At 67.7% G+C, this 14,561-nt stretch carries 14 protein-coding genes and 1 tRNA gene; 9 read left to right on the top strand and 6 right to left on the bottom strand.

The window, feature by feature from the left end:
* Positions 1-43 precede the first annotated feature (43 nt).
* Both J2739_RS09425 and J2739_RS09420 read right to left on the bottom strand, forming a co-directional pair.
* Entirely contained in the window at positions 44-574 is a 531-nt protein-coding gene (locus tag J2739_RS09425) for a TlpA family protein disulfide reductase (RefSeq protein ID WP_309900812.1), read from the bottom strand.
* Positions 571-1,164 carry a hypothetical protein gene (locus tag J2739_RS09420; protein ID WP_309900810.1) on the bottom strand — a complete coding sequence of 198 codons (594 nt, stop codon included), beginning with the start codon at positions 1,162-1,164 and terminating at the stop codon, positions 571-573. Before J2739_RS09420 ends, J2739_RS09425 begins: the two co-directional genes overlap by 4 nt.
* Positions 1,165-1,231: 67 nt before the next feature.
* On the opposite strand from J2739_RS09420, the gene mpl reads away from it, so the two are divergent.
* Together mpl and J2739_RS09410 are read left to right on the top strand one after the other, a co-directional pair.
* A complete protein-coding gene (gene mpl / locus J2739_RS09415) occupies positions 1,232-2,635 on the top strand; it encodes a UDP-N-acetylmuramate:L-alanyl-gamma-D-glutamyl-meso-diaminopimelate ligase (RefSeq protein WP_309900808.1) in 1,404 nt (467 codons plus the stop codon).
* 4 nt (positions 2,636-2,639) lie between these two features.
* On the top strand, positions 2,640-3,140 hold the full coding sequence (locus J2739_RS09410) for a cupin domain-containing protein (RefSeq protein WP_309900806.1): 501 nt from the start codon (positions 2,640-2,642) through the stop codon (positions 3,138-3,140).
* A gap of 6 nt (positions 3,141-3,146) precedes the next feature.
* Here J2739_RS09410 and J2739_RS09405 read toward each other — a convergent pair whose 3' ends face one another.
* The 3 genes from J2739_RS09405 to rodA all read right to left on the bottom strand — a co-directional run bounded on the left by J2739_RS09405 (position 3,147) and on the right by rodA (position 7,194).
* Positions 3,147-4,265 (bottom strand): 3-deoxy-7-phosphoheptulonate synthase, encoded by a 1,119-nt coding sequence (locus tag J2739_RS09405; protein WP_309900804.1) that lies wholly within the window; start codon positions 4,263-4,265, stop codon positions 3,147-3,149.
* Between the two features lie 217 nt (positions 4,266-4,482).
* Positions 4,483-5,943, bottom strand: coding sequence for a metalloprotease TldD (gene tldD / locus J2739_RS09400; RefSeq protein ID WP_309900803.1), 1,461 nt, complete (start codon positions 5,941-5,943; stop codon positions 4,483-4,485).
* A 96-nt stretch (positions 5,944-6,039) separates the two neighbouring features.
* Complete coding sequence (rodA, locus tag J2739_RS09395) at positions 6,040-7,194, bottom strand: rod shape-determining protein RodA (RefSeq protein WP_309900801.1); 1,155 nt, start codon at positions 7,192-7,194, stop codon at positions 6,040-6,042.
* 89 nt (positions 7,195-7,283) lie between these two features.
* Between rodA and J2739_RS09390 the strand changes: the two genes are divergently transcribed.
* Genes J2739_RS09390 through mtgA form a run of 5 tightly spaced genes read left to right on the top strand, consistent with a single transcriptional unit; the run spans position 7,284 to position 12,505 of the window.
* A complete protein-coding gene (locus tag J2739_RS09390) occupies positions 7,284-7,880 on the top strand; it encodes a YqiA/YcfP family alpha/beta fold hydrolase (protein WP_309900799.1) in 597 nt (198 codons plus the stop codon).
* A gap of 39 nt (positions 7,881-7,919) precedes the next feature.
* Positions 7,920-9,980 (top strand): ribonuclease catalytic domain-containing protein, encoded by a 2,061-nt coding sequence (locus J2739_RS09385; RefSeq protein WP_309900798.1) that lies wholly within the window; start codon positions 7,920-7,922, stop codon positions 9,978-9,980.
* Positions 9,977-10,846 (top strand): energy transducer TonB, encoded by an 870-nt coding sequence (locus J2739_RS09380; protein ID WP_309900796.1) that lies wholly within the window; start codon positions 9,977-9,979, stop codon positions 10,844-10,846. Before J2739_RS09385 ends, J2739_RS09380 begins: the two co-directional genes overlap by 4 nt.
* A 19-nt stretch (positions 10,847-10,865) precedes the next feature.
* Positions 10,866-11,708 carry a shikimate dehydrogenase gene (gene aroE, locus J2739_RS09375; protein ID WP_309900794.1) on the top strand — a complete coding sequence of 281 codons (843 nt, stop codon included), beginning with the start codon at positions 10,866-10,868 and terminating at the stop codon, positions 11,706-11,708.
* Entirely contained in the window at positions 11,705-12,505 is an 801-nt protein-coding gene (gene mtgA / locus J2739_RS09370; RefSeq protein ID WP_309900792.1) for a monofunctional biosynthetic peptidoglycan transglycosylase, read from the top strand. Before aroE ends, mtgA begins: the two co-directional genes overlap by 4 nt.
* A gap of 36 nt (positions 12,506-12,541) precedes the next feature.
* Here the strand turns inward: mtgA and J2739_RS09365 are convergent.
* Positions 12,542-12,617, bottom strand: a tRNA-Gly gene (locus tag J2739_RS09365).
* Positions 12,618-12,708: 91 nt separating this feature from the next.
* Between J2739_RS09365 and J2739_RS09360 the strand changes: the two genes are divergently transcribed.
* On the top strand, positions 12,709-13,488 hold the full coding sequence (locus tag J2739_RS09360) for a lysophospholipid acyltransferase family protein (RefSeq protein WP_309900791.1): 780 nt from the start codon (positions 12,709-12,711) through the stop codon (positions 13,486-13,488).
* The gene (locus J2739_RS09355) at positions 13,485-14,561 is read left to right on the top strand and encodes a phosphatidate cytidylyltransferase (RefSeq protein ID WP_309900788.1); all 1,077 of its coding nucleotides are present in this window, start codon (positions 13,485-13,487) and stop codon (positions 14,559-14,561) included. Before J2739_RS09360 ends, J2739_RS09355 begins: the two co-directional genes overlap by 4 nt.

Raw genomic sequence — 14,561 nt, 5'->3', positions numbered from 1 at the left:
GCTGTCAAATGCCCGATCGGGCGCCGAATTCTAGCTGGGAAAACTATGCCCGGCGCCACGCCTGGAGGTCGTTGGGCTCGATCTTGCCCATTTTACGCGCCGCGACCGCGCCCCCGGCATCCACCACGATGCTGAACGGCAGGCCGCCAGCCGTGTTCCCCAGGTTCTTGACCATTTCCGTGCCCTGGAGGCCGGCGAGCCCGATAGGATAGCTGACGGGCGTCTTGGTCAGGAATTTCCGCACTGCGCTGGGCTGGTCGATGGCAAGTCCGACCACTTGCCAGCTGTTCGCAGCGTTTTCGCGGAAAAAGGCGTCGATCAGCGGCATCTCTTCCACACAGGGCGCACACCACGTGGCCCAGAAGTTGATCAGCAGAGGCTTGCCTCGGAGCGATTCGAAAAGCAGTTCCCCTCCCTCCGGCCGCTCGAAGCGCTGGCCCCAGAAAGCGGCGTCCAGCTGCTCACGGCCGCCATCGGCGCGCCGATGCCAGACCGCACCCCCGAGTCCGGCCATCGCCGCCACCGCAGCCACGCCGCCGTAGAGCCAGCTGCGTCGCGTTGGCTTCGAAGTCATCCGCTTTCCTTTTCGATCAGCCGCCGCAGCGCGGCCAGGTTGCCACGCGGCGCGCGGCCCTGGGTATCAGGCTTGAGGGCGCCCCGCAGATCGTCGAGATCGTAGATCAGGAGGTGCACTCCGATCTCCTCGCCGAGGGCGCGACTCGCCACATGGATGCTCAGCGCCTCGACCTGCTCGCCATGAAAGCCGGTCACCATCCGTGGTTCATAGTCGACATGATGGTCGATCAGCGTGATCTCGGCCGACTTCGGGTCGTCGCAGAACAGCTGGATATAAATGTCCGAGAGCCGGGTGGCCGTTCCATGCCAGACGGCGCCGCCGATATGTGGGCGGTACTCCGCCATGTGCTCCATCCATTCGAGCGCCAGCACGCGCAGGGCATGAAGCTCCTTCGGCTGCGTGTCGGCGCAATAGAGCTGAATGTAGTCCCGCACCTCGTTCTCGACCTCGTCGTTGTGCGGCAGCGGCGTGCGCGCTGGCAAGCCCAGGTCGCGCAGCGCGCGGCGTTTGGCCGGACCGTACTCCAGCCCCTCCTCGACGATGAGGCGGGCGGCGGCGGCGGCGATTTCCTGCTTGGGCACATCCATGGCCCATTTTGCACAAAGGAAGGCGTGCGCAGAAGAGCGACGCTCGGGCGTCCCTAGAATCGACCGGATGCACATCCACATCCTCGGCATTTGCGGCACCTTCATGGGCGGGCTGGCCGCCCTGGCGCGCGAGGCCGGGCATCGGGTCACCGGCTGCGATGCAGGCGTCTACCCGCCCATGAGCGACCAGTTGCGCGCGCTCGGCATCGAGTTGATCGAGGGCTTCGGCGCCGATCAGATGGCACTTCAGCCGGATGTCTTCGTCATCGGCAACGTGGTGTCGCGGGTCCGGCTCGCGAACGAAAGGCCCAAGTTCCCGCTGATGGAAGCGATCCTCGACGCCGGTGCCCCCTACACCAGCGGCCCCCAATGGCTGGCCGAGCAGGTGCTGCAGGGCCGGCATGTGCTGGCCGTGGCCGGCACCCACGGGAAGACCACCACCACCTCCATGCTGGCCTGGATTCTCGAGCGAGCCGGCCGCTCGCCGGGCTTCCTGGTGGGCGGGGTGCCGCTGGACTTCGGCGTTTCGGCGCGGCTGGGAGGCGGGACCCAGAAGCTCTTTGTCATCGAGGCAGACGAGTACGACACCGCCTTCTTCGACAAGCGCAGCAAGTTCGTCCACTACCGTCCGCGCACCGCGATCCTCAACAACCTGGAGTACGACCACGCCGACATCTTCGACGACCTGGCGGCGATCGAACGGCAGTTCCACCATCTGGTGCGCACGGTGCCGGCCAGCGGCCGGGTGGTGCTCAACGCGACCGAAGACAGCCTGCAGCGGGTGCTGGCCCAAGGCTGCTGGAGCGAGCTGGCCCGTTTCGGCGCCGGCGGCGAATGGCAGGCGCAGGGGACGCACGACGCGTTCGACGTGCTGCGGCAAGGCGAGGCCGTCGGCCGGGTCGCATGGGCGCTGTCCGGGCTCCACAACCAGATGAACGCCCTGGCCGCCATTGCCGCGGCGGAACACGTCGGTGTGGCGCCGGCCGAAGCGGCGGCGGCGCTGGCAGGCTTTCGCAATGTGCGCCGGCGAATGGAGGTGCGCGGCACGGTCGAGCGGTCCGGTGGGCCGATCACGGTTTACGACGACTTCGCCCACCACCCGACCGCCATCCGCACAACGATCGAGGGCCTGCGCAGCAAGCTCGACGCCGGCGGCCATCGCGGCGAGCGCATCCTGGCAGCCTTTGAGCCGCGCAGCAACACCATGAAGCTGGGCACCATGGCGGCCCAGTTGCCCTGGAGCCTGGAGCAGGCCGACCTGGCCTTCTGCCATAGCGGAGGGTTGGACTGGGACGCCGCGGCCGCGCTTGCGCCGATGGGCGGGCGTGCACGGGTGGCCGGCGGGATCGAGACGCTGGTGGGGCAGATCGTGGCCGCAGTGCAGCCCGGCGACCACATCGTCTGCATGAGCAACGGCGGTTTCGGCGGCGTCCACGAAAAGCTTCTGTCGGCCCTGCGCGCGGCACAATAGTTCCATGCGCGCGCGACAGCTCATCGAGACCCTGCAGTTGGCGCCTCATCCCGAGGGCGGCTGGTTTCGCGAGCTGTTCCGCTCGACCGCCCAGGTTTCGCCGGCCGATGGCCGGTCGGCGCGGCAGGCGCTCACGACCATCTATTTCCTGCTGGAAGCCGGCCAGCATTCACGTTGGCACCGGGTGCTTTCCGACGAAGTCTGGGTTCACCTCGAAGGCGCCCCGCTCTCGCTCTGGACCAGCGATGCTGCGCTGCGCACGCCGCCTGCCCATACCAGGCTCGGGCCGGTCGACGTGCATGGCACGCATCCGCAGCACACCGTGCCGGCCGGCCACTGGCAGGCAGCCAAGCCGCTGCTGGCGCCCGACGGCCCCGACTACACGCTGGTGCATTGCACTGTCGGTCCAGGCTTCGATTTCAGCGACTTCTCGTTCATGCAGCCTGACGGCGAGGAGGCTTCGCTGCTGCGTCACCACTGGCCTGCCCTGGTCGAACTGATCTGAATCGCTTCAGCCGCGGCGCGCCTTGACGGCTTGCGACAGCAGCTCCAGTACCTGCGCCGAATCATCCCAGCCGAGGCAGGCATCGGTGATGCTCTTGCCGTACTCGAGGTTGGCGACGTCGTCCTTGCCGGCACTGAATTTCTGGGCGCCGGCATTCAGGTGGCTCTCGACCATCAGGCCGAAGATGCTGCGGCTGCCGTGCGCAATCTGCCCAGCGATGTCCTTGGCCACGTCGATCTGCTTCTGATGCTGCTTGCTGCTGTTGGCGTGGCTGCAGTCCACCATCAGCGTCGCCGGCAGCTTCGCGGCTTCGAGGTCCTTGCAGGCGGCGGCCACGCTGGCCGCGTCGTAGTTGGGTGCCTTGCCGCCGCGCAGGATCACGTGGCAGTCCTTGTTGCCGTTGGTCTGCACGATGGCGACCTGGCCGTTCTTGTGCACCGAGAGGAAGTGGTGGCCGCGCGCCGCCGCCTGGATCGCATCGGTGGCGATGCGGATGTTGCCGTCCGTGCCATTCTTGAAGCCGATCGGTGCCGACAGCCCGGAGGCCAGTTCGCGATGCACCTGGCTCTCGGTGGTGCGCGCACCGATCGCGCCCCATGCGATCAGGTCGCCGATGTATTGCGGAGAGATCACGTCGAGGAATTCGCTGCCGGCCGGCAGTCCCAGCCGGTTGATCTCGATCAGCAGCTGGCGCGCGATGCGCAGCCCTTCGTCGATGCGGAAGCTTTCGTCGAGGTAGGGATCGTTGATCAGCCCCTTCCAGCCAACCGTGGTACGCGGCTTCTCGAAATAGACGCGCATCACGATCTCCAGCGTGCCGGCGTACTTCTCGCGCTCGGCCTTCAGGCGCCGGGCGTACTCGAGCGCCGCGGTCGGGTCGTGGATCGAGCAGGGCCCCATCACCACCAGCAGCCGGTCGTCCTTGCCGCTCATGATGTTGTGGATGCCGCGGCGGGTGCCGGTGATGAGTGTCTCGACCGGCGTACCGCGGATGGGGAAGAAGCGGATCAGGTGTTCGGGAGGGGGGAGCACGGTGATGTCCTTGATGCGTTCGTCGTCGGTTCGGCTGGTTTTTTCGACGCTCGCATACCAGTTCTCGGTGGCGGGGACGTTGCTCGTGCTCATGGGTCGTTCCTTCAAGGGATGAAATTCAACGGGGCATAAAAAAACCGCCGGGGCTCGGGGCGCCGGCGGTCTTGGGAGGTGTTTCAGTGTGCTTTACGCGCTCGCCTCTCGTCCGCCGGAGTCCGGGAACCAAAAGTACGAAAAGAAAAAGGCGATGCGCGAAGACATAGGGGCCGAATGTAGCACAGGAAAAACGAAACAACCGTGGAAGGAGGCCTCAGGCAGTGCCTCCGACGGTCAATCCGTCGATGCGCAGCGTGGGTTGGCCGACGCCGACCGGCACGCTCTGGCCCTCCTTGCCGCAGGTGCCCACACCGGAATCGAGCGCCATGTCGTTGCCGATCATGGTGACGCGCGTCAGCGCATCGGGACCGTTGCCGACCAGGGTCGCGCCCTTCACCGGGTACTGGATCTTGCCGTTCTCCACCCAGAAGGCCTCGCTGGCCGAGAACACGAACTTGCCGCTGGTGATGTCGACCTGGCCGCCGCCGAAATTGGTGGCATAGAGGCCTTTCTTGATGCTGGCGACGATCTCCGCGGGCACCTTGTCGCCGCCCAGCATGTAGGTGTTGGTCATGCGCGGCATCGGCACGTGTGCATAGCTCTCGCGCCGGCCGTTGCCGGTGGGCTTGACCTTCATCAGCCGCGCATTGAGCGAGTCCTGGATGTAGCCCTTGAGGATGCCGTCCTCGATCAGCACGTTGCGCTGGGTGGCGTTGCCCTCGTCGTCGACATTGAGCGAGCCGCGGCGGTCCGCGATGGTGCCGTCGTCCAGCACGGTGACGCCCTTGGCGGCGACACGTTCGCCGATGCGGCCGGAGAAGGCGCTCGACCCCTTGCGATTGAAATCGCCCTCGAGCCCGTGGCCGATCGCCTCGTGCAGCAGGATTCCGGGCCAGCCCGGGCCGAGCACCACGGTCATTTCACCCGCGGGCGCCGGACGCGAATCGAGGTTGGTCAGCGCCTGCTGGACCGCCTGGTCGACGAATTCAGAAATGCGCGCCTCGTCGAAGTAGGCAAGACCGAAGCGGCCACCGCCGCCGCTCGACCCCATCTCCCGCCGGCCGTTCTGCTCGGCGATCACCGTGACGGACAGACGCACCAGCGGCCGCACGTCGGCCGCCAGGGTGCCGTCGGCGCGCGCCACCATCACAACGTCGTATTCGCTGGCCAGCCCCGCCATCACCTGCGCCACCCGCGGATCGCGCGAGCGCGCGAGCTTCTCGACCTTGCCCAGCAGCTCGACCTTGGCTGTGCTGTCGAGTGTCGTGATCGGATCCACGCCCCCATAGAGCGAGCGGCTGGTCGCGACCTTGCGCGACGGCGCCTTGACCCTGCCATGGCGTCCAGCGGCGGAAATCGTTCGGACCGTGCGCGCCGCATCGAGCAGGGAGGCCTCGGAAATGTCGTCCGAATAGGCGAAGGCCGTCTTCTCGCCGCTGACCGCCCGCACGCCCACACCCTGGTCGATGCTGAAGCTGCCGGTCTTGACGATGCCCTCCTCCAGGCTCCAGCCCTCGCTGCGGGTGTACTGGAAGTAGAGATCGGCGTCATCCACCTTGTGGGCCGTGATCTCCGCCAGGGCGCGCAGCAGATGCGATTCGTCCAGGCCGAAGGGCGTGAGCAGGAGCTGCTGCGCCGTGGCGAGGCGCTCGAGGGTGGGTTCGCGGGAAATCATCGGGAGATTCTAGGCTCGCACCAGGGCTGCGCGTACTTCGCGCCGCTTCGCCAAGCCCTCACCGCGGGTAACAGCAACGGCCGGGCAATTCCGAATTCAGCTCTGCATCAATCGCTTGGCCCGCGCGATCGACATCAGGATGCCCAGCCCGAGCCCCAGCGTCACCATGGCCGTGCCGCCGTAGCTGATGAATGGCAAGGGCACCCCCACCACGGGCAGGATGCCGCTGACCATGCCCATGTTCACGAAGGCATAGGTGAAGAAGATCATGGTCACCGCGCCGGCCAGCAGGCGCGAGAACAGCGTGGGCGCGTCCAGCGCGATCGCCAGTCCGCGGAAGATCAGGAAAATGAAGCCGGCGATCAGCGCCAGGTTGCCGGCCAGTCCGAACTCCTCGGAGTAGGCCGCGAAGATGAAATCGGTGGTGCGCTCGGGAATGAACTCCAGGTGCGTCTGCGTGCCCTGCATGAAGCCCTTGCCCCCCACGCCGCCGGAACCGATCGCGATCATGCCCTGGATGATGTGAAAGCCCTTGCCCAGCGGGTCCTTGGTGGGGTCGAGCAGGGTGCAGATGCGCTGCTTCTGGTAATCGTGCAGGACCCGCCAGTCGAAGCCGTCGGCGCACAGCTGCGACTCGAAGCCGACGATCAGCGACACCGCGACCAGCCCGATGATGACGGGCGGCACGATCAGCTTCCACGACAGCCCTGCGAAAAAAATCACGGACAGGCCGGCCGCCAGCACCAGCAGCGCGGTGCCCAGGTCGGGCTGCTTCATGATCAGCCCCACCGGCACCGCCAGCAGCACCGTCGCCACGACGTAGTCGAGCGTGCGCAGCTGGCCCTCCCGGCGCTGGAACCACCAGGCCAGCATCAGCGGCATTGCGATCTTCAGGATCTCGCTCGGCTGGATCACCACGCCGACGTTGATCCAGCGCGTCGCCCCCTTCTTCGTGACGCCGAACAGCATCACCGCCACCAGCAGCGACACGCCGAGGACGTAGACCGGCACGGCGAAGAACATCAGCCGCTGCGGCGGCACTTGCGCGACCACGAACATGATGAAACCGGCCAGGAGCATGTTGCGGCCATGGTCCGTGAAGCGCGTGCCGTGGTCGTAGCCCGACGAGTACATGGTCAGCAGCCCGGCGCAGGCCAGCAGCAGCACGGCGAAGGCGAGAAAGCCATCGAAGCCCTGGAACACGGGCGCGATGCGACGCGCGAGGGACGGCTGGTGGAGCACGGCAGACATGGGCGCGAATTATCCGCCCGCGGCAGCGCTGCGCCAGCTTCACGGACAATCCCGGCAGCATCCGCAAGTCCTCGGTGAAGACAAAAGGCATGAACTCCCCACCCGCGACGCATCTGTTGTACCTCCACGGCTTTCGCTCGTCGCCGCAGTCGACCAAGGCCCGGCAGGTGGCACGACGCGTCCGGGAGCGGCACCCCGCGCTGCACTGGTGGTGCCCGCAGTTGCCGCCTTCCCCGCACGAGGCGATCGACCTGATCATGCGCGGCATTGCGCAGTGGCCGCGCGACACGATGGCGGTGGTCGGCTCCTCCCTGGGCGGCTTCTATGCCACCTACGTCGCCGGCATGACCGGCTGCCGAGCCGTGCTGCTGAACCCGGCCGTCCACCCTGCGCGCGACCTGGCGAAGCACATCGGCGAGCAGACGTCCTGGCACGAGCCGGCCGAGCACTTCCACTTCCGCCCCGAATACATCGACGAACTGCGCGCACTCGAGGTGGGCCCGCTGGGAGGCCCGGAACGCATCTTCGCGGTGATCGCCAAGGGAGACGAGCTGCTGGATTGGCGCGAAATGTCGGCCCGCTACCCTGGCAGCCGCATCAAGCTGCTGGAAGGCAGCGACCACGCGCTGTCCGACTTCGAGCGTCACCACCTGGACGAGGTGATGGCCTTCATCGCCCCTGCCTGAGAGCCGGCGCGCAGTGCGGCGCATGGGACAATCCGCCTCATGTTTGTTTTGTTCGAAGAAGCCGGCAAGTACCTGGGCGGGCGCGTGCTGTCGGAGGCCGAGGCCTCGGCACAGGTCGAGCTCGATTCCGGCAAGCGCGTCAAGGTCAAGGCAGCCAACATCGTGCTGCGTTTCGAGAAGCCGGCACCGGCGGCATTGCTGGACGAGGCACGCGCGCTCGCTGCCGGCATGGACCTCGACCTGGCCTGGGAATTCGCCCCCGAGGGTGAATTCGCCTTCGACGAGCTCGCCGCCGACTACTTCCAGGCCCAGCCCACGCTGGCCCAGCAGGCCGCATCGCTGCTCGCGCTGTTCGAGGCGCCGCACTATTTCCGCCGGGCCGGCAAGGGGCGTTTCAAGAAGGCACCGGCCGAGATCGTGCAGCAGGCGCTGGCCGCGATCGAGAAGAAAAAGCAAGTGCAGGCCCAGATCGCCGAATGGGCCGAGCAGCTCGGCGCCGGCGAGTGCCCGGCGCCGGTGCGCGAGCAGCTCTACAAGATCCTGTTCAAGCCCGACAAGAATGCGCCCGAGTACAAGGCCGTCGTCGAGGCGGCGCGCGCCACGCAGCGCCCTCCCCTCGAGCTGCTGCAGCGCGCGGGCGCGATCGACTCGCCTTACCAGTTCCACTGGCGGCGTTTCCTGTTCGAGAACTTCCCCAAGGGCACAGGCTTCCCGGCACTCAAGGCGCCCGCCATCGCCGACGCGCTGCCGCTGGCCGCGGTGCAGGCCTTCTCGGTCGACGACTCGCACACCACCGAGATCGACGATGCGCTCTCGGTCACGGGCCTCGGCAGCGGCACGGTGCGCGTCGGCATCCACATTGCGGCGCCAGGCCTGGCGCTGGCGCCGGGCGGCCCGATCGACCAGGTCGCGCGCGCGCGAATGTCCACCGTCTACATGCCGGGCCACAAGATCACCATGCTGCCCGACGAGGTGGTCGAGACCTACACCCTGCAGGAAGGGCGCGACTGCCCGGCCGTCTCGCTCTATGCCGATTTCGACGAGGCCACGCTGGCGCTGAAGGCCAGCGAGACCCGGCTCGAGCGCGTGCCCATCGTCGCCAACCTGCGCCACGACCAGCTCGACGGCTTCATCACGCAGGCCTGGCTCGAGGACACCGCGGTCGACAACGCGGGCACGCCGGAGATCGCCGTGCGGCTGCGCGAACCGCTGTCCTTCCTGTTCCGCCTGGCGAAGCAGCTCAAGGCGCAGCGCGAGGTGGTGCGCGGCAAGCCCGAAAGCTTCAACCGGCCCGACTACAACTTCCGACTGCCCGACGCGCAGGGCGAACCCACCGGCAACGAGCGGGTCCAGATCACGACCCGGCAGCGCGGCGCGCCGCTGGACCTGATCGTGTCGGAGGCGATGATCCTGGCCAACAGCAGCTGGGGCGGCTGGCTCGGCGAGCTCGGCGTGCCCGCGCTCTACCGCAGCCAGGCCAGCCTCGCGCCGGGCATCAAGGTGCGCATGGGCACCCGAGCCCTGCCGCATGCCGGCCTCGGCGTGAAGAGCTATGCCTGGAGCACCTCTCCGCTGCGCCGCTACACCGACCTGGTGAACCAGTGGCAGATCATCGCGGCCGCACGCCACGGCAAGACCGCCGCGCTGGCTGCGCCGTTCAAGCCGAAGGACGCCGACCTGTTCTCCATCCTCTCCGGCTTCGATGCCGCCTACGCCGCCTACAACGCGCACCAGGGCGGCATGGAGCGCTTCTGGACGCTCAAGTACCTGGAGCAGGAGAACATCACCGAGCTCGAGGCCACGTTGATCAAGGACGCGCCCAACGGCGCCCTCGCGCGTGCCGACACGCTCCCGCTGGTGTTCCAGGTCACGGGCACCCAGGGGCTCGCGCGCGGGGCCCGCGTGCGGGTCAGGCTCGGCGAGGTCGACGAAATCGCGCTCGATGTGCACGGCACCGTCATCGAGCGCCTCGACACGGCGCCGGCCGAGGCGGCTTCGGAAGACGAAGGCGAGGAAGAAGAGGTCGCCGGGCCGATCGCCATTGCGGTGGATCTGGCCGACAGCGACGAGGCTGCGCCTCCGGAGAAGGTTCCCGCATGAACCTGCGCGACCTGAGCAGCCTGCAGATCGCGCTCGGCATCTCGGTCGCCGCGCATGCCCTGCTGCTCGCGTTCCGCTTCGCCGACCCGGAGTCCTTCAACCGGGTCTTCACCGAGTCCCCGCTCGAAGTCATCCTGGTCAACGCCAAGACCAAAGAGCGGCCCGACAAGGCCCTGGCCATTGCCCAGAGCTCGCTGGCCGGCGGCGGCGACCTCGACCGCGGCCGCGCCACCAGCCCGCTGCCGCCCTCCACCTTCACCACCATCGGCGACTCGATGGAAGACGCCCAGCGCCAGGTCGAGGCCATGCAGGCCCAGCAGATGCTGCTGCTCGCGCAGATCAAGCAGCAGCTCGCCGCGATGCCGCTGCCCGACCCGCGCAACAAGGGCAACCCCAGCGAGGCCGCGGCGCGCGAGGAAAAGCGCCGCCAGCTGATCGAGATGCTGGCCGAGATCGAGCGTCGGGTGAACGAGGAGAACGCGCGGCCCAAGAAGCGCTACCTCAGCCCCGCGACGCGCGAGGCCACCTATGCCGTCTATGTCGATGCACTGCGCCGCAAGATCGAGGCCCGCGGCACCGAAAACTTCCCCGTGCTCTCGGGCAAGAAGCTCTACGGCGAGCTCACGATGCTGGTGACCGTCAACTTCGACGGCGCCATTCTCGGCACCGAGATCATCGAGGGCTCGGGCAACACGACGCTGGACCGGCGCGCGCAAGCCATCGTGCGCAGCATCGGCAACTTCGGCAAATTCACCGACGCCATGCGCAGGCAGACCGACCAGATCGTGCTGCCCTCGCGCTTCAAGTTCACCCGTGACGAGACGCTCGAGACCCAGGTCTCCTCTTCCTCGTCGTCCAAGCCTTGAGCCTTCCGAGCCGGACGCCATGGACCTTTACTGCGTAATGGGCAACCCGGTCGAGCACAGCCGCTCGCCGTGGATACATGCGCGCTTCGCCGAGCTCACCGGCCAGGCGCTGGACTACAGCCGCCGCCTGGTGCCGCTGGGCGGCTTCGAGGCCGCGGTGGCCGCCTTCCGCGCCGAGACAACCGGCACGGCGCGCGGCTGCAACGTCACCGTGCCCTTCAAGTTCGAGGCAGCGGCGCTGGCGCAGCACCTGAGCCCGCGGGCCATGCTCGCGCGCGCGGTCAACACCCTCCGCTTCGACGACGACGGCATTCATGGCGACAACACGGACGGTGCCGGGCTCGTCGCCGACATCACGCTGCATGCCGGCGTGGCGCTGGCCGGCAGCGAGCTGCTGCTGTTGGGCGCCGGCGGAGCGGCGGCCGGCGTTCTGGGCCCGCTGCTGGAGGCCGGCCCGCGCCGCGTGGTGGTGGCCAACCGCACGCTGTCCAAGGCCATCGCCGTGGTGCAGCGCCATGCGGCGCTCGCGCTGCAGCACGGCATCACGCTGGAGGCGCATGCCCTGCCGTCGGTGCCGGGCGAATTCGACGTGCTGGTGAACGGCACCGCCTCCAGCCTCGCCGGCGGCGAGGTGCCGGTGGCGGCCCGCGTGCTCCGCCACGGCGCACTGGCCGTCGACATGATGTACGGGCCGGCCGCCGCGGGCTTCATGGACTGGGCACGCGCGCACGGTGCCGTGCCGCGCGACGGGCTCGGCATGCTGGTCGAGCAGGCGGCCGAGTCCTTCGCCCTCTGGCGCGGCGTGCGGCCCCCTTCGTCGCAGGTGCTGGCCGAACTGCGCGCGCTGGTCGAAGGCAAGTGAAGGCCCTGCTGCGCTGGGTGCTGTGCCTGCTGTTCGCAGCGGTCGCGCTCGAAGTCTTCTTCATCGGCCGCATTGCAGCGATGGCGGTGATCGATCCGCAGTCCACCGCCTTCCAGCGCTCGGAGGCCTGGCAGCTCGCGACAGAAGGGCGCAGCAACGGCGAGCGCCCTCACGGCGGGCAGCGAGGACAGGCCGGTGGGGAACGTGGGCGCTTCGAGGATTGGAAGCAGGAATGGGTTCCGTACGCGCAGATCGCCGACAGCCTGAAGCGCGCGGTCATCGCGAGCGAAGACGGCGAATTCGTCTATCACAACGGCGTCGAGTGGGAAGCGATCGAGCGCGCGCGCCAGCGCAATGCGAAGGCCGAGCAGATCGCGGCCCGGCGCGCGGCGCAAATGCGCGCACGCGGCAAGGAGCCGCGCCCGGTCCAGTTGCGCGGCGGCTCGACCATCACCCAGCAACTGGCGAAGAACCTCCTGCTGTCGGGCGAGCGCACGCTGCTGCGCAAAGGCCAGGAACTGCTGCTCGCCGTCGCGCTGGAGCTGCTGCTGGACAAGGAACGCATCCTCGAGATCTACCTCAACAACGTGGAGTGGGGCGAAGGCATCTTCGGCGCCGAGGCAGCCGCGCAGCACTACTTCAAGAAGCCCGCTTCGCGGCTCGGTGCGAACGAGGCGGCGCGACTCGCGGTGATGCTGCCCAGCCCGAAGTTCTTCGAGCGGCGCCCCCAATCGGCCTATCTTGCAGGCCGCGCGGCCACCATCGCGGCGCGCATGCCGTCGGCCGATCTGCCTTGATTCGTCAAGACAGCGCTGGGGCTGGAGGGGGAAATCTGGAGCGGGAAAAGAGTCTCGAACTCTCGACCTCAACCTTGGCAAGGTTGCGCTCTACCAACTGAGCTATTCCCGCGTTTGAAGGGTGCAAATCATAACGGATTCGCGTGCCCTCTTCGGTCGCGTGAGGAGAAAAACCTGCATGCGCCGCCCGTATCATCGCCGCCATGCTTGCAAAGTTCACGGGGTGGGTGCTGCTGGGCCTGATCCGGCTCCTCACCGGTGCGCAGGCGCGCTGGTGGGGCTGCCCGCCCAAGGCCGAGCAGCGCATCTACTTCGCCAACCATCAAAGCCACCTCGACCTGGTGATGATCTGGGCCGCGCTTCCCGAGGAGCTGCGCAGCATCACGCGGCCGATCGCGGCGCGCGACTACTGGGCCACGACGCCTTTCAAGCGCTGGATCACGACCGAAGTGTTCAACGCGATCTACGTGGAGCGCGGCGGCAGCGCCCCCGTACCCGCAGCCGCCCCTGTGCCGGCCGCGTCCCGCGAGCGCATCGAGCCCATGTTCGAGGAGGCGATGCAGGTCGACGCCCTGCAACGGGAGCTGCCACTTGCATCACAACCGGCATCGCCGCCGGCCGATCCCCCGCCCTCGCCGCAGCCGGGCAGCGCCGAAGCGCTGGTGCCGCTGCAGCCGCTGATCGAGGCGCTGCAAAGCGGCGACTCGATCATCATCTTCCCCGAGGGCACGCGCGGCCACACCGGCGAGCCGCAGAAATTCAAGTCGGGCCTCTTCACGCTGGCGCAGATGTTCCCCGAGGCGGTGCTGGTGCCGGCCTGGATCGACAACGTGCAGCGCGTGATGCCCAAGGGCGAGGTGGTGCCCGTGCCCATCCTCTGCTCGGTCACCTTCGGCGAGCCGATCCGCCTCGAGGACGGCGAAGAGCGCCGCCCCTTCCTCGATCGCGCCCGCGAAGCGGTGATCGCATTGCGTCACGTATGAACGAATACCTTCGCCAGCTCTCGCCGACGCAGCAGGTCGCGGCACTGTTCTTCATCGTCTTCGGCCTGCTCGTGGTCGTGAGCACCGCGGCGTTCCTGCTGACCTTTCGCGAGCGCCGCAATCCCCGGGGCGACGAGCGGTGGCAACGCGAGCTTGCGCATTTCCGGCGGCTGCTGGGCACCACCTGGTTCATGGCGGTGATCTTCTGGATCGGCTGGGCCCTGGGCGAGACCGTGGCCACCGTGCTGTTCGCGCTGATCTCCTTCTTCACCCTGCGCGAGTTCATCACGCTGTCGCCGACGCGGCGCGGCGATCACCGCAGCCTGATCCTGGCCTTCTTCATCGTGCTGCCGATCCAGTTCTGGCTGGTGGCGACGGCACGCTTCGACCTCTTCACCGTGTTCATTCCGGTCTATGTCTTCCTCGCCATTCCGGTGGTGAGCGCTCTGGCCGACGATCCGAACCACTTTCTCGAGCGCAACGCCAAGCTGCAATGGGGCATCATGGTCTGCGTCTACGGCATGAGCCATGTGCCGGCGCTGCTGCTGCTCTCCTTTCCGGGCTACGAAGGCAAGAGCGCCTTCCTCGTGTTCTTCCTGGTGTTCGTGGTGCAAACCTGCGTGCTGGTGCAGCATCTGATCGCGCGGCGCGGGAGCCTGCCCGGCGAAGAAGAAAAGGCGGCAGCGGAGGACGCCGGCGCATCCGGGGCGCACCTCAAGCGCGTCGGCCACTGGCTCTTCAGGGACGCGCCTGCCGCGCCGCACGTGAGCCGCAGCTTCAACTGGCGCAGCTGGGCCATCGGCATGGCCATCGCCAGCGTGGTGGGCGCGCTGTTCTCCTTCATCACGCCCTTTCGCTTCGGCCAGGCGCTGGCCGTCTCGCTGCTCGCCTGCGTGGCCGGCTCCATGGGCCACCTGGTGATGAAGGCGCTCAAGCGCGACCGCGGCATTCCCAACTGGGGCCGCCGCGGCGTGGGCGTGACGGGTGCCAACGGCCTGCTCGACCGCGTCGATGCACTGTGCTTCGCGGCGCCCGTGTTCTTCCATTCGGTGCGCTGGTATTTCGGCGCCTGA

The organism is Variovorax soli (assembly GCF_031454625.1).
In the GTDB taxonomy this organism is placed as follows: Bacteria; Pseudomonadota; Gammaproteobacteria; order Burkholderiales; family Burkholderiaceae_C; genus Variovorax; species Variovorax soli_A.
Note: the sequence above shows the minus strand (reverse complement) of the source record. Positions and strands in the feature narration are given on the sequence as shown.

Excerpts from the sequence above, each read along its gene's own strand:
- J2739_RS09425 (WP_309900812.1), bottom strand. The coding sequence starts at position 574 with ATGACTTCGAAGCCAACGCGACGCAGCTGGCTCTACGGCGGCGTGGCT.
- J2739_RS09405 (WP_309900804.1), bottom strand. The coding sequence starts at position 4,265 with ATGAGCACGAGCAACGTCCCCGCCACCGAGAACTGGTATGCGAGCGTC.
- J2739_RS09390 (WP_309900799.1), top strand. The coding sequence starts at position 7,284 with ATGAACTCCCCACCCGCGACGCATCTGTTGTACCTCCACGGCTTTCGC.
- J2739_RS09420 (WP_309900810.1), bottom strand. The coding sequence starts at position 1,164 with ATGGATGTGCCCAAGCAGGAAATCGCCGCCGCCGCCGCCCGCCTCATC.
- J2739_RS09355 (WP_309900788.1), top strand. The coding sequence starts at position 13,485 with ATGAACGAATACCTTCGCCAGCTCTCGCCGACGCAGCAGGTCGCGGCA.
- mpl (WP_309900808.1), top strand. The coding sequence starts at position 1,232 with ATGCACATCCACATCCTCGGCATTTGCGGCACCTTCATGGGCGGGCTG.
- J2739_RS09360 (WP_309900791.1), top strand. The coding sequence starts at position 12,709 with ATGCTTGCAAAGTTCACGGGGTGGGTGCTGCTGGGCCTGATCCGGCTC.
- aroE (WP_309900794.1), top strand. The coding sequence starts at position 10,866 with ATGGACCTTTACTGCGTAATGGGCAACCCGGTCGAGCACAGCCGCTCG.
- J2739_RS09385 (WP_309900798.1), top strand. The coding sequence starts at position 7,920 with ATGTTTGTTTTGTTCGAAGAAGCCGGCAAGTACCTGGGCGGGCGCGTG.
- J2739_RS09380 (WP_309900796.1), top strand. The coding sequence starts at position 9,977 with ATGAACCTGCGCGACCTGAGCAGCCTGCAGATCGCGCTCGGCATCTCG.
- J2739_RS09410 (WP_309900806.1), top strand. The coding sequence starts at position 2,640 with ATGCGCGCGCGACAGCTCATCGAGACCCTGCAGTTGGCGCCTCATCCC.
- tldD (WP_309900803.1), bottom strand. The coding sequence starts at position 5,943 with ATGATTTCCCGCGAACCCACCCTCGAGCGCCTCGCCACGGCGCAGCAG.
- rodA (WP_309900801.1), bottom strand. The coding sequence starts at position 7,194 with ATGTCTGCCGTGCTCCACCAGCCGTCCCTCGCGCGTCGCATCGCGCCC.